The sequence below is a fragment of the Neotabrizicola sp. VNH66 genome, assembly GCF_049445895.1.
GTDB lineage: Bacteria > Pseudomonadota > Alphaproteobacteria > Rhodobacterales > Rhodobacteraceae > Pseudogemmobacter.
Map to the genome: position 1 here is coordinate 148,553 of NZ_JBMSDW010000003.1, position 12,436 is coordinate 160,988.

A 12,436-nucleotide genomic window follows, 5' to 3' on the forward strand; every position below is an offset into this window, starting at 1 on the left:
ATCTGTAGAAGACAAAGTTGGTCAGAATTGGGCGGGACTGTGGCTAGGCCTTGCTTGGTTCCGTCGTGCGGAGTTGCAGGGCAGGGGCTTCGACGGCGGGTTTGTCGTCGGCCATGTCCAGCGGCAGCGAGACGCGGACGGTGGTGCCCTCTCCGGCCTCGCTGTCGAGGGTGATTTCGCCGCCCATCAGCACGACCAGTTCGCGCACGATGGACAAGCCCAGCCCGGTGCCGCCGAATCGCCGCGTCACAGTGCCATCGGCCTGCTCGAAGCTCTGGAAGACCCGTGCAGATTGTTCGGGCGTCATGCCCACGCCGGTGTCCGTGATCTCGAAGACGACCGGCTTGCCCGGCCGACACGAGACCATCAGCGAGATGGACCCTTCGGTCGAGAATTTGATCGCATTGTTCAGCAGGTTGTAGAGGATCTGCTGAATCCGGTGGGGGTCGCCGATACGCAGCCGGTCGATCCCGTCCGAGGTGATGACCTCGAAATCCAGACCTTTTTCAGCGGCTTGCACGGCATAGACCGTCTCGATCTGCTGGATGATGTCGCGCAGGCGCAGCGGCACATATTCGATCTCGATCTTGCCCGCTTCGATCTTCGACATGTCGAGAATCGAGTTCAGGACCGCCAGAAGCGTCTCGCCCGAGCGGCGGATCGTGGCGATCATCCGGCTGTGCTCGGGGTCCTTGATCTGCAGGCTCAGCACCTCGGCCAGACCGAGGACACCGTTCAGCGGCGTGCGGATCTCATGGCTCATATTGGCAAGGAAGATGGTCTTGGCGCGGCTCATTGCCTCGGCATTGGCCAGCGCTTCCTTCAGCTTGTCGGTCATCTCCAGTTCTTCGGTGATGTCCCAGAAGGAGATGGCCGTGTTCATGCGACCGTTGCCGGCGTCAAAGGGGGTGGCGTTGCAGGTCAGGATCTGCCGCCGCCCGTCCGACCAGCGGATCGCATAGCGCATGTCACGCAGGATGGTGCCCGCCCGCCGTGCACGGTTGCAGGGGCCGTCACCCTCGCTCAGCGGCTGGCCGTCCAGCGTCTCCATCTTCCAGACGGGGCCTTCCATCTGCCGGCCATACAACAGGCCGGGCTTCAGGCGGATCAGCCGCTCTGCCTCGGTGTTGCAGTAAAGCAGGATGTCGTCTTCATCGTAGATGGCGAAAGCTGCCACATTGCTTTCCAGCGCCGATTTCAGCAGCGCATCGCTTTGCCGGATCTCCTCTTCCAGCCGCTTCTGGTCGCTGACGTCGATGTCGACGCCGACAAAGCCGACCGGCTGGCCATGGTCGTCGCGGCGGGTGATCCGGCCGCGCGACAGCACCCAGATCCAGTGGCCGTCACGGTGGCGCATGCGGAATTCATGCTCGAACATATCGGGCGAGCGGCCATTGACCTGCGGGGTCGAGGATTCCAGCATGGCCCGTTCCTCGGGGTGGACCATATCCAGAAAATCGGCATGCGACAGCACCAGTGCGTCGCGGCCCATGCCCAGAACCCGCGCCCAGTGCTGGCAGACCGACAATGTGCCGCGGCTCAGGTCCAGCTCCCACGTGCCGACGCGGGTTGCCTCCATGATGCTGCTCAGCCGCTGTTCGGCCAGCTCGCGCTCTTCCAGCGCGCGCCAGAGCCGCAGGTTCGCACTGTCCAGTTCCGCCATCTGCCGCTGGCGGGCGGTGATGTCGATCATCGCCGTGATCAGGCCGCCGTCCGAGGTGCGCTTGTTCACCCGGCGGAACCAGCGTCCGTCCTTGATGCGGAACTCGTCCGCATAGCTGGCCTGATGATAGGGTTCCAGCAGGCCTTCGATGAAATCCTCCATCTCTGCCGGGTCCGAGGGACCTTCATAAAAGCCGCGCTCGATTGCGGCGACCATCAGATCCCGCAGCGGGATGCCGGGGCGCAGCACGTCGGACATGCCGGGGAACAGCGCCGCATGGGCGGGGTTGCAGATGATCAGCCGGTCGTCGGCATCGAAAATCATCATGCTGTCGGGCAGTGCATTCAGCGCATTCTCCAGCCGCACCTGCGCCGCCGCCGCGGTATGGGCCAGATTCTCCAGCGCGATCTGCTGGTGCTTCAGGTCGGTCACCACGGTTTCGACCGAAACGAAGCCCTGCAGCTTGCCGCTCATGTCATGCAGCGGCTGGATGTTGAAATCCACGTAGAACCGGTTGCCGTAGCGGTCCTTGTTGATGGTCTGGCCGCTGAACGGCTTGGCCTCTGCGATCGCTTCGGCCACGCCTGCGGCGGCAATGGGATCGCTTTCCTCGCAGCGGACCAGCTTGGCGATCTTGCGGCCGCGGATCTCGTTCAGGGTCCAGCCCATGTGCCGTTCGAAGGCGGCATTCACCCAGCGGATCTTGGTGTCCGGGTCCACGATGACGACAAGATTGCTCATCATCTGGGTGACGCTGCCCAGCTGGTGCAATTCCTCGCGCATCTTATGTTCGGCGGTCACATCACGGATGATGAACAAGGCGGCGCTGTCCGACTCGCCGGGCAGCGGCTTGCGCCGTGCGCCGCGCGCCTCGAACACGTGGCGGCCATCGGGAAGGTCCAGCGCATAGCTGATTTTGCTTGCCTGCCCCTCGTCAATGACCCGGCGCACGGCTTCCCGCGCGGTTCTGGCCGCATCGGGGGGCAGGACCTCGCCCACCTCGCGCCCGACAAAGGTGTTGCGGTCGTGAAGGAACATCTCTTTCGGCCCGGCCACAAAGCCGGTGTAGCGGCCTTCGGGGTCGATCTCGAACAGAAGGTCCGGCAGGGCGTCCATCGTCGCCTCCAGCCGGGCCTGGGTCTCGATCCGCTGCCGCTCGGTCTGGGCGCGGTCGAGCGTGGCGCCGACCATCGCCGCGAATTCCGTCAGCAGCTCCAGGATCACCGGATCGTCGCCGCTGTCGCCGTTCATCTCACAGCCGAGAATGCCCTTGCGGCCGTCCAGCAGCGTCATCGGCCAGAAGCCGCAGCGCCGGACCGACAGTGCTTCGAGTGCGGCGGACAGGGCCTTTCCGCCCGGCAGTGCCGCGACCTCTGCCACGGTCAGCGGCCGTCCGGCCATCCGTGCGGCAATGCCCTTGGGCAGAAACCCGGCCTCATTCGACAAGGCATTCGACAAGGCGGCCACGAAATCAGGCGCGTCGGCATGGCTGACGCGGAATCCGGATTTGGCGGCGGGAAGCATCAGCCACGACCGTCCACCCTGCAGCAAGCTGCGGGTCTGGGACAGGGCACGCTGCAAGGCGGCATCGACCTTGGAAGGCGGAGAGCCGACAAGTTCCCGAATCGCCTTGATCAGCCCGATGTCTCGTTCCATGCGGAATTCCTCTGCGCATGGGGACGTCTGCACTCCGCGCGTCTCCATGGCCCTTTCGGTTTCGCTGCTCTGGTCCGCAGCGTAGTGCATGCCCGGCCCCCGGTCCATCGCCGTTGCCTTTCGTTCTGACGTCCGGACCCGACTAGAACAGCATAAATGCAGCGGAAAAGGGGCAGGATCGCGCAATTGACACCGCAACGCCGAAAAACAGGCACGGCCGGCACGGGGCTTTGGCAAAGCCGCCGGAGCAGGTCGTTGACCGCGATATGGGTTGCGGAATTGCAATGGGCAATCCGGAATGCCGCGCTGCCGCATGTGACCTTGCGGCACGTGCGCCGATCCGCCCGCCTCAGGTCCGCACAGCCCGGTCTGCCTTGCGGCCGCTGCATGCCGGGAATGCATGATGCTGCATTGCGGCATGGGGCGCGGAGGTCCATCTATGGGGCACGAGAGAAAGTGAGCAAGATCATGAACAGCTTCCTGAATTCCGTCGGCCAGGTTTTCACCACCCTTGGCGCCGCCAGCCGCGCCGCCAGCGCCGTGCGGTCGCACCGCGTACCGGATACGCTCACCCTGCGCCAGCTGGGGATCGACCCCGAGGCCTTCCGCCGCATCCGCCTCTGACACGCCCGTCCGGGCCACGCCGTCGTCTGTGCGGCGGGTCCGGTTACGGCGTTTCCTTCACGGCCTCCATCGCGACATAGGTGGAGGTCTGGGCCACATGGGGCAGGGCGCTGATCCGCTCGGCCAGGACACGGCGGTAATCGGCGATATCCGCCGTCCGCACCTTCAGAAGATAGTCGAACCGGCTGGCGATCATGTGGCATTGCTCCACCTCCGGCACCGCCAGCACCGCCTTGTTGAACGCCTGCAATGCCGCCTCGCGCGTGTCGGAAAGGCGCACTTCGACAAAGGCCACATGGGCCTGTCCCATTTTCACCGGGTCCAGAATCGCACGGTAACCTGCGATCACCCCGGTTTCCTCCAGCCGTTTCATCCGTGCCTGCGTCGGGCTTTTCGACAGGCCGATCCGCCGCGCCAGCTCTACCGCGCTGATCCGCCCTTCGGTGGCAAGGACGCGCAGGATGGCATGGTCGAACCTGTCCAGCGGTGAAAGGTCATCCGGCATGCTGTTCCCCTTGATTTCAAGCGTTCGGGCTGCATAGCACAGATCAATCGGGAAGATCGACTGCGACTTTGCGTGTATGCTGGTCCAAACGCAGGAGCGCCCCATGACCAGCCCGCCACCCGATCTCCGGCCCGATCCCTGGACCCTCATCACCCGCCACAGCCTGACGGACGAACCCGCGCTGGTGCGTGGGCTGATTGCACAGGCCGCGCTGGACACCCCCGCCCGTGCCCGCATCGCAGGCGAGGGCGCCGCGCTGGTTTCGCGCATCCGGTCCAGCACGAAGCCGGGACTGATGGAGGTGTTTCTGGCCGAATACGGCCTGTCCACCGACGAAGGCATCGCTTTGATGTGTCTGGCCGAGGCACTGCTGCGCGTGCCCGACGCCCCCACGATGGATGCGCTGATCGAGGACAAGATCGCCCCGTCGGACTGGGGCCGCCATCTGGGGCATTCCGCCTCCAGCCTCGTCAACGCCTCGACCTGGGCACTGATGCTGACCGGCAAGGTTCTGGATGACCGCGAACCGGGGGTGGCGGGCCATCTGCGCGCCGCCGTCCGCCGGTTGGGAGAGCCGGTGATCCGCGGGGCCGTGACCCGCGCGATGAAGGAGATGGGCCGCCAGTTCGTGCTGGGCGAGACGATCGGCAAGGCGATGACCCGCGCGCGAGAGCTGGAGGCGAAGGGCTATACCTACAGCTATGACATGCTGGGCGAGGCCGCGCGGACGGAGGCCGATGCCCGCCGCTATCACCTTGCCTATTCCCGCGCGATCACTGCGATTGCCGAGGCGGCCACGGGCGTGGATATCGGCGCCAATCCCGGGATTTCCGTCAAGCTGTCGGCGTTGCATCCGCGGTATGAGGTGGCGCAACGTGACCGGGTGATGGCGGAACTGGTGCCGCGGGTCCGCGCGCTGGCAGGTCTGGCGCGCGCGGCGGGTCTTGGCTTCAACATCGACGCCGAAGAGGCCGACCGTCTGGCCCTGTCGCTGGAGGTGGTCGAGGCGGTGCTGTCGGACCCCTCGCTGGCGGGCTGGGACGGGTTCGGCGTGGTGGTGCAGGCCTATGGCCGCCGCTGCGGTGCGGTCATCGACTGGCTTCATGCTTTGGCCACCCGGCTGGACCGCCGGATCATGGTGCGGCTGGTGAAGGGCGCCTATTGGGATGCCGAGGTGAAACGGGCGCAGGTCCTTGGCCTGTCCTCCTTTCCGGTCTTCACCCGCAAACAGGCCACCGATGTCAGCTATATCGCCAATGCGAAGAAGCTGTTGTCGATGACCGACCGGATCTATCCGCAGTTCGCGGGCCATAACGCCCATACCGTGGCCGCCGTGCTGGACATGGCGCGCGAACAGGGCGTGACCCCGGAAATGTTCGAATTTCAACGGTTGCACGGCATGGGGGAGCGTCTCCATGACCTCGTAGTGTCCGATCACTCCACCCGCTGCCGCATCTATGCGCCCGTTGGTGCGCATCGTGACCTGCTGGCCTACCTCGTCCGGCGGCTGTTGGAGAATGGCGCGAACTCCAGCTTCGTGAACCAGATCGTGAATGAGGAGGTGCCGCCTGAAGCGGTTGCCGCCTGTCCGCTGACCTTCATGGAACAAGTGTCGCCGATGCCCGGTCCGGCGGTGGTGCCCCCAGCCGATCTGTTCCTCGGGCGGCGCAATTCGGCGGGGCTGGACCTGACCGATGCCGCCGATCTGGACCTGATCGCCGACGCACGCGCGCCGTTTGCAGAGGCGCTGTTCGAGGCGTCGCCACTCATCGCGGGGCGCCCGGCGGGCGGGCTGCGGCATGAGGTCAAAGACCCGGCCACCGGCGCCCGCGTGGGCCATGTCGTTGACGCCTCGCCTGCCGATGTGGACACGGCCCTGCGTCTGGCCGAGCCTTGGGCGGCGGCCCCCGCCATCCGGGCCGAGGTCCTGTCTCGCGCGGCGGACCTGTATGAGGCCGAGATCGGCCCCATCTTCGCCCTACTGGCGCGGGAGGCGGGGAAGACCCAGTCCGATGCCATGGCCGAATTGCGCGAGGCGGTGGATTTCCTGCGCTACTACGCCGCCGGGGCCACGACGTTGGCTGCCCCGCCGCGCGGGATTTTCGCCTGCATCAGCCCGTGGAATTTTCCGCTGGCCATTTTCACCGGCCAGATTGCCGCCGCTCTGGCCGCGGGGAATGCCGTCGTCGCCAAGCCCGCGCCGCAGACGCCGCTGATCGCCGCGCTGGCCGTGGGGCTGCTGCACCGCGCGGGTGTGCCGGACACCGCGCTGCAGCTCTTGCCCGGCGGGGGAGAGGTCGGCGCCATGCTGACCCGCGATCCGCGGGTGGCGGGCGTGGCCTTCACCGGATCGACCGCCACCGCGCAGGCAATCCGCCGGTCGATGGCCGACCATCTGGACCCCGGCGCGGTGCTGATCGCGGAAACCGGCGGGCTGAATGCGATGATCGTCGATTCCACCGCGCTGCCGGAACAGGCGGTGCGCGACATCCTCGTCTCCGCTTTCCAGTCGGCCGGGCAGCGCTGTTCGGCGCTGCGGTGCCTTTATCTGCAGGAGGATATTGCCCCCGCCGTGTTGGAGATGCTTTCGGGCGCCATGGCCGAGCTGCGGGCGGGCAACCCGTGGGATCTGTCCACCGACACCGGCCCCGTGATCGACGCCGCGGCGCAGGCCGGGATTGCGGCCCATGTGGCACAGGCCCGGGCGGAGGGGCGCATTCTGGCCGAAGGCCGGGTGCCCGCGACCGGCACCTTCATCGCCCCGGTGGTGATCAGGGTGGGCGGCATCGCCGATCTGGGGCGCGAGGTGTTTGGCCCGGTCCTGCATGTGGCAACTTTCCGCGCCCGCGACCTGCCCCGGGTGGTGGCGGAGATCAACGCCACCGGCTACGGGCTGACCTTCGGCCTGCACAGCCGCATCGACGACCGCGTGCAGCAGGTGGTGGAGCAGGTGCGGGCGGGCAACCTTTATGTGAATCGCAACCAGATTGGCGCGGTGGTCGGCAGTCAGCCCTTCGGGGGCGAGGGGCTGTCGGGCACCGGGCCAAAGGCGGGCGGGCCGGATTATCTAGCCCGCTTCACCCGGACCAAGGCGCCGGTGCAGGGCACCCCCGGCACCCCCGCCGAGGAGGAGGCGGTGGCCCGCCGTCTGGCCGCGCCGATGGCCGCCGCGCCCGACCGCTTTCACGATCTGCCGGGGCCAACGGGCGAATCGAACCGCCTGCGGCTGACCCCGCGGGCGCCGCTGCTGTGCCTTGGCCCCGGGCCAGAGGCCGCGCTGGCGCAGGCCCAGACGGTGCGGGCCCTGGGCGGCGAGGCGGTGGAGGCCGCGGATCTGCCCGCCGCCGCCCTGACCCGTCTTTCGGGGTTCTCCGGCGCGCTGTGGTGGGGGGAGGGGGGACGCACTTATGCGCAGGCGCTGGCGGCCCGGCCCGGCCCGATCCTGCCGCTGATCACCGGCCTGCCGGATGTGGCCCATGCGATGCTGGAACGCCACGTCTGCATCGACACCACCGCCGCGGGCGGCAATGCGCGCCTGCTGAGCGAGGTGGCCGACTGACCCGAACCCGCCGCTGCGCTCTTGTCCGAGGGGACCGGGAACCGCGGCACCCGCCTGCCGCGATCCGGCGGATGCCGCCGAGCGCTGAGTGGCCATATTCGGCCGTGCACATGGTGAAGATCTGCGCCCGACACTCTGCGCCTTGGCCGGGGATTGACGGGCCGCGCCGGGCCGGGCAAGGCTTGGCCCCATGTTCCCGATCCGCGACCACAACCCCTCGGGGCGCACGCCCTATGTCACGCTGGCGCTGATCGCGCTGAATGTGATCGTGTTTCTGGCCACCTATGTCAGTGCATCCGACTGGGACCTTGCCCGCACCTATGCCACATGGGGTATGGTGCCCGGCCGCCTGATGGCGGGGCAGGGGTATGAGACGCTGATCACCCATATGTTCCTGCATGGCGGCTGGATGCACATTCTGGGCAACATGCTGTTCCTCTGGATCTTCGGTGACAATCTGGAGGATCTGCTGGGCCATGTGCGGTTCCTGCTGTTCTATCTTGTCTCCGGCCTTGCCGCCGCCGCGCTGCAGATCGCGCCGGACCCGATGTCGCCGGTGCCGATGGTCGGTGCCTCGGGTGCGATTGCCGGGGTGATGGGCGGGTATCTCCTGATGTTCCCGAAGGCGCGGGTGGATGTGCTGGTGATCATCATCATCTTCTTCCGCATTTTCACTTTGCCTGCCTGGGTAATTCTGGGCCTCTGGCTGGGCATTCAGGTGTTCTCGGGCCTTGCCACACCCACGGATGCGGGGGGCGTTGCCTATTGGGCGCATGTCGGCGGCTTTGCGGCCGGGCTGGCGCTGATGGTGCCGGTCTGGAGACGGCGGGGCGCGCAGGGTTACTGGCAGGAAACGCAGGGCCAGCCGCCCCATGCCGAAGCGCGCTATCCGCTGTCGCGCAGCAGCATCCCCCGGGTCCGGCGCTGAGAATGGCGGCATCTGCCCTGCGCCCTGCGCTTTTCATGCCCTTCCGCCGGAATATGCCGATGAGGCCGCGGAAAGGAGACTGACAATGCACGGGTCCTGCCATTGTGGCGCGGTCGAGATTGAGGTCACACTGAAGGACGGTTTCGCCACCGCTCGCCGCTGCGACTGCAGCTTCTGCCGCAGGCGCGGCGCCATCGTCGTCTCGGCTCTGGTCGAGGATCTGAGGGTGGTCAAGGGGCAGGAGGCGCTGCGGCTTTACCAGTTCGGCACCCGCACGGCCGAGCATTTCTTCTGCGGCACCTGCGGAATCTACACCCACCACCGCCGCCGGTCGAATCCGCGCGAATACGGGGTGAATGTCGGTATTCTGGACGGGATCAACCCGCGCGATCTGGGCGAAGTGCCGTGGTCCGACGGGGTGAACCATCCGTCCGACCGGGTTTGAGCCGCAAACCCTGCCGCCGCTTGCGGTGCAGCCGTCCTCAGCAGAGGTGCGGGGGCGGCTTCATCGGGTTGCACGTGCGGCACCGTGGCCCTGGCCTTTGCCAGCACGGCAGAATGGCGTAGGCCTCTGACCAGGCCCCGGCACACAGCCCAGCCTGTCCGTCGACCCATTCGCGACTGAGCCGCGCCAAGACCCCGGCAGGAGCCAGGTCAACCGCCAGTGCGCGCTGCAAGGATGGAAGCCAGCTTGCTTGTCGGCAACCGGGCAGCAGACTGGCAGGCGGCGTCAGCAGGCACGAAATGGATGGCCGCCCGCCACCTTGGCCGTGGGGGAATGACCACAAGCGCCGCCCGGGCTGGCCCGGCTGGCGGCCTCTCAGCCGCGGAGGATCTTGGCCATCGGGCTGAAGATCTGGTCGTTCGCCGCCAGCACCGAACCGGAGGTCAGCGGGTCCTGTCCCTCGCGGATGCCTTCGACCATGCCGCCGGCTTCCTTGACCAGCAGAATCCCCGCGGCCATGTCCCAGGCCTGCAGCTCCCGCTCCCAATAGCCCTCGACCCGGCCCGCCGCGACCCAGGCCAGATCCAGCGCGGCCGAGCCCATGCGCCGCACGCCTGCGGTGCCCGGCATCAGAAGCGACAGGTCCTTCAGCGTGGCAGGCAGAGTCTTCTTCGCGCCGAAGGGCACGCCGGTGGCGAACAAAGCCTCATTCATCGCGCGGCGGCCCGAGACGCGCAGACGGCGGTTGTCGTTCAGCCAGCAGCCACCGCCCTTTTCGGCATAGAACATCTCGTCCTTGGTCGGGTCATAGACCACGCCCGCCACGATCTCGCCCTTGTGCTCCAGCGCGATGGAGACCGACCAGTGCGGGATGCCGTGCAGGAAGTTGGTCGTCCCATCCAGCGGATCGACGATCCAGCGCCGGGTGGGGTCCTGCCCTTCGGTCCCGCCGGTTTCCTCGCCCAGCCAGCCATAGGTCGGTCGCGCGCCCAGCAGGTCTTCCTTGATGATCCGTTCCGCCTCGCGGTCGGCCTTGGACACGAAATCGCCCGGCCCCTTGGACGAAACCTGAAGGTTCTCGACCTCGCGGAAGTCCTTGACCAGCGAACGCGCGGCCTTGCGCGCGGCCTTGATCATCAGGTTGAGATTGGCGCTTCCCTGCATGGGGCTCTCCATGGCGATGTCCGGAACGCGCAGCCTCTACAGGCAAAGCGGCAGGAAGGAAAGGGGGCGACCTGCGGTTGCGGGGATCAGCAGATCACGCGGTCGGGGATATGGTCGCGTGGTTGGATGTCATCGACCCAGTGCTTCTTCGGTTCGTCCACGTTTTGGCGAAGGCAGTCTGACAGCGGGGCCGATGCCGCATGATCGTTCAGGCACAGCCGGACCGCGCGCGCCACCATAAGTGCCTTGTCGCTGAAGTCGGCCAGCACCTGATTTGGCCCATTTTCAGTGTATTCTGTCGTCGGCGGCAGACCGTATTTCTCGAAACTCTCCCTCTTGACCGGTTTGTAGGCCCAGCTCTGGCTGGCATAAAGCGTCGCCATCGAGATACAGGCCGAGGCCCGCCCCTCGACTGAGGCCCGGAAAACCGCCGTCCGCGTCTGCTGCCACTGGATCAGCGCGGTACCCATGGCAACGATGACCGCCACGGCGGCGATGACAAGACCGGCAACCTCGGGCCAAGGGCGTGGCTTGTGTGGTGGAGGGGCCGAAATCTCGGGGAACGGGTCCGTCGCCCTCACTCCACGATGACCACGCGCATGTTTTCCATCCCCTCGGCCTTCACCATCGAGAACAGGATTTCGGCATTGGCCCGCGACAGCCGCACGCAACCGGAACTGGCGGGGCGGCCCAGCTTGCGTTCTTCATCGGTGCCATGGATGGCATAATCGCCGTCATAGAAGATGGCGAAGGGCATCGGCGCGTTGTTGTACAGGCTGGAGCGGTGGTATTTCGACAGGATCCACGGTTTCCAGATGCCCTTGGGCGTGACCTTGCCCTTGCGCGCGGTCGAGACCGGCCATTCGTGGATTTCCCGCCCCTCATGGAAGACGCGCATCGTCTGGCTGGCGATGGACACCCGCACCTCGATCCGCTCGGCCCGGGCGATACCGGTTGTGCCAAGCCCAAGGGCCAGAGCAAGAAGGATTGTGCAAACGCGCATGGCAATGACCCCTAAGAACCCCTGACCGGCAATGCGGTCAGGATTTTCCTGCAGGGCGGGTCGAGTCAACCGTCTCCCTCGCGGAACGGGGTGGGGAATCGCCACCATCGGGGGGTGACAAGGCGGCAAAAGCCTCGGTCAGCTCGCGCTGCAGCTTGCGCCGCATCGCCGCCGGAAAGTCGGTCTGCCGCACTGCCATTTCGACAAAGGCGCCGGGGCCGCGGATCACCACCTCAGAATAATAGCGTTCGATGCTCATCTCATGCGCACCGATGGCCAGCCCGTTGACCGTGATCCCGGCCCAGTCCGTCCCGGCATAGACCCGCTCCGGCGTCGGCCCGTTGTTGTTGCGCCCGTCGCCCGACACGTCGATCACCCGGCGGCGGCAGTCCGGCGCCCGGTCCAGAAGCGCCCGCCCGAAGGCCAGGGCCTGGCCGATCGCGGTCGACAGCCGCAACTCCGGCGGGCGCAGCGCCTCCAGCGCGGCCACCACCGGGGCCAGATCCTCGGGGCGGCGGATCAGCGCCCAGTCCACCACGATCTCCTGATGGCTGTCCCCGCTCCACTGAAACACCGCCAGTGCCACATCGCCCGCAGGGGCAAAGAACGCGGTCTGCACTTCGGGCGCCTGAAGGGCCGCGATCAGCCCGCCGGTCTGGATCGCGAAATCCTCGGCATCCACCGAACGCGAGACATCCAGCGCCAGAACCAGCGCCAGCCGGCACTCGGCCCGCGCCGCCGGGTCCGACAGCATCAGGGCGAAAAGAACGGTCAGGACAAGGCGGATACGCGGCATCGGCAAACCCCCTGACCGCCACCCTGACACATTCCGCGGCGCCATGGGGTGATTCCCGCGCCGTGCAGGCGTCCCTGCCGCGCTCTGCCCTGC

10 protein-coding genes are annotated in these 12,436 nt (G+C 66.8%); 4 read left to right on the forward strand and 6 right to left on the reverse strand.

Features of this window, described 5'->3' with window-relative positions:
- Positions 1-43: 43 nt before the first annotated feature.
- A complete protein-coding gene (locus ACO2Q5_RS05485; protein ID WP_423288719.1) occupies positions 44-3,319 on the reverse strand; it encodes a PAS domain S-box protein in 3,276 nt (1,091 codons plus the stop codon).
- Positions 3,320-3,775: 456 nt separating this feature from the next.
- Between ACO2Q5_RS05485 and ACO2Q5_RS05490 the strand changes: the two genes are divergently transcribed.
- On the forward strand, positions 3,776-3,943 hold the full coding sequence (locus tag ACO2Q5_RS05490) for a hypothetical protein (RefSeq protein ID WP_423288721.1): 168 nt from the start codon (positions 3,776-3,778) through the stop codon (positions 3,941-3,943).
- A gap of 43 nt (positions 3,944-3,986) precedes the next feature.
- Here ACO2Q5_RS05490 and ACO2Q5_RS05495 read toward each other — a convergent pair whose 3' ends face one another.
- Positions 3,987-4,448, reverse strand: coding sequence for an Lrp/AsnC family transcriptional regulator (locus ACO2Q5_RS05495; protein ID WP_423288723.1), 462 nt, complete (start codon positions 4,446-4,448; stop codon positions 3,987-3,989).
- Positions 4,449-4,551: 103 nt separating this feature from the next.
- On the opposite strand from ACO2Q5_RS05495, the gene putA reads away from it, so the two are divergent.
- The 3 genes from putA (at position 4,552) to ACO2Q5_RS05510 (ending at position 9,380) form a co-directional block, all read left to right on the forward strand.
- Positions 4,552-8,007 (forward strand): bifunctional proline dehydrogenase/L-glutamate gamma-semialdehyde dehydrogenase PutA, encoded by a 3,456-nt coding sequence (putA, locus tag ACO2Q5_RS05500; protein WP_423288725.1) that lies wholly within the window; start codon positions 4,552-4,554, stop codon positions 8,005-8,007.
- A gap of 190 nt (positions 8,008-8,197) precedes the next feature.
- A complete protein-coding gene (locus ACO2Q5_RS05505; RefSeq protein ID WP_423288727.1) occupies positions 8,198-8,935 on the forward strand; it encodes a rhomboid family intramembrane serine protease in 738 nt (245 codons plus the stop codon).
- Positions 8,936-9,020: 85 nt separating this feature from the next.
- The gene (locus ACO2Q5_RS05510; RefSeq protein WP_423288729.1) at positions 9,021-9,380 is read left to right on the forward strand and encodes a GFA family protein; all 360 of its coding nucleotides are present in this window, start codon (positions 9,021-9,023) and stop codon (positions 9,378-9,380) included.
- A gap of 375 nt (positions 9,381-9,755) precedes the next feature.
- Here ACO2Q5_RS05510 and ACO2Q5_RS05515 read toward each other — a convergent pair whose 3' ends face one another.
- The 4 genes from ACO2Q5_RS05515 to ACO2Q5_RS05530 all read right to left on the reverse strand — a co-directional run bounded on the left by ACO2Q5_RS05515 (position 9,756) and on the right by ACO2Q5_RS05530 (position 12,343).
- Complete coding sequence (locus ACO2Q5_RS05515) at positions 9,756-10,544, reverse strand: inositol monophosphatase family protein (RefSeq protein ID WP_423288731.1); 789 nt, start codon at positions 10,542-10,544, stop codon at positions 9,756-9,758.
- 86 nt (positions 10,545-10,630) lie between these two features.
- On the reverse strand, positions 10,631-11,125 hold the full coding sequence (locus tag ACO2Q5_RS05520; RefSeq protein WP_423288733.1) for a hypothetical protein: 495 nt from the start codon (positions 11,123-11,125) through the stop codon (positions 10,631-10,633).
- Positions 11,122-11,547, reverse strand: coding sequence for a L,D-transpeptidase (locus tag ACO2Q5_RS05525; protein ID WP_423288735.1), 426 nt, complete (start codon positions 11,545-11,547; stop codon positions 11,122-11,124). Before ACO2Q5_RS05525 ends, ACO2Q5_RS05520 begins: the two co-directional genes overlap by 4 nt.
- Before the next feature lie 37 nt (positions 11,548-11,584).
- A complete protein-coding gene (locus tag ACO2Q5_RS05530) occupies positions 11,585-12,343 on the reverse strand; it encodes a DUF1194 domain-containing protein (RefSeq protein WP_423288737.1) in 759 nt (252 codons plus the stop codon).
- Positions 12,344-12,436 lie beyond the last annotated feature (93 nt).

Excerpts from the sequence above, each read along its gene's own strand:
- ACO2Q5_RS05485 (WP_423288719.1), bottom strand. The coding sequence starts at position 3,319 with ATGGAACGAGACATCGGGCTGATCAAGGCGATTCGGGAACTTGTCGGC.
- ACO2Q5_RS05510 (WP_423288729.1), top strand. The coding sequence starts at position 9,021 with ATGCACGGGTCCTGCCATTGTGGCGCGGTCGAGATTGAGGTCACACTG.
- ACO2Q5_RS05525 (WP_423288735.1), bottom strand. The coding sequence starts at position 11,547 with ATGCGCGTTTGCACAATCCTTCTTGCTCTGGCCCTTGGGCTTGGCACA.
- ACO2Q5_RS05495 (WP_423288723.1), bottom strand. The coding sequence starts at position 4,448 with ATGCCGGATGACCTTTCACCGCTGGACAGGTTCGACCATGCCATCCTG.
- ACO2Q5_RS05515 (WP_423288731.1), bottom strand. The coding sequence starts at position 10,544 with ATGCAGGGAAGCGCCAATCTCAACCTGATGATCAAGGCCGCGCGCAAG.
- ACO2Q5_RS05505 (WP_423288727.1), top strand. The coding sequence starts at position 8,198 with ATGTTCCCGATCCGCGACCACAACCCCTCGGGGCGCACGCCCTATGTC.
- ACO2Q5_RS05530 (WP_423288737.1), bottom strand. The coding sequence starts at position 12,343 with ATGCCGCGTATCCGCCTTGTCCTGACCGTTCTTTTCGCCCTGATGCTG.
- putA (WP_423288725.1), top strand. The coding sequence starts at position 4,552 with ATGACCAGCCCGCCACCCGATCTCCGGCCCGATCCCTGGACCCTCATC.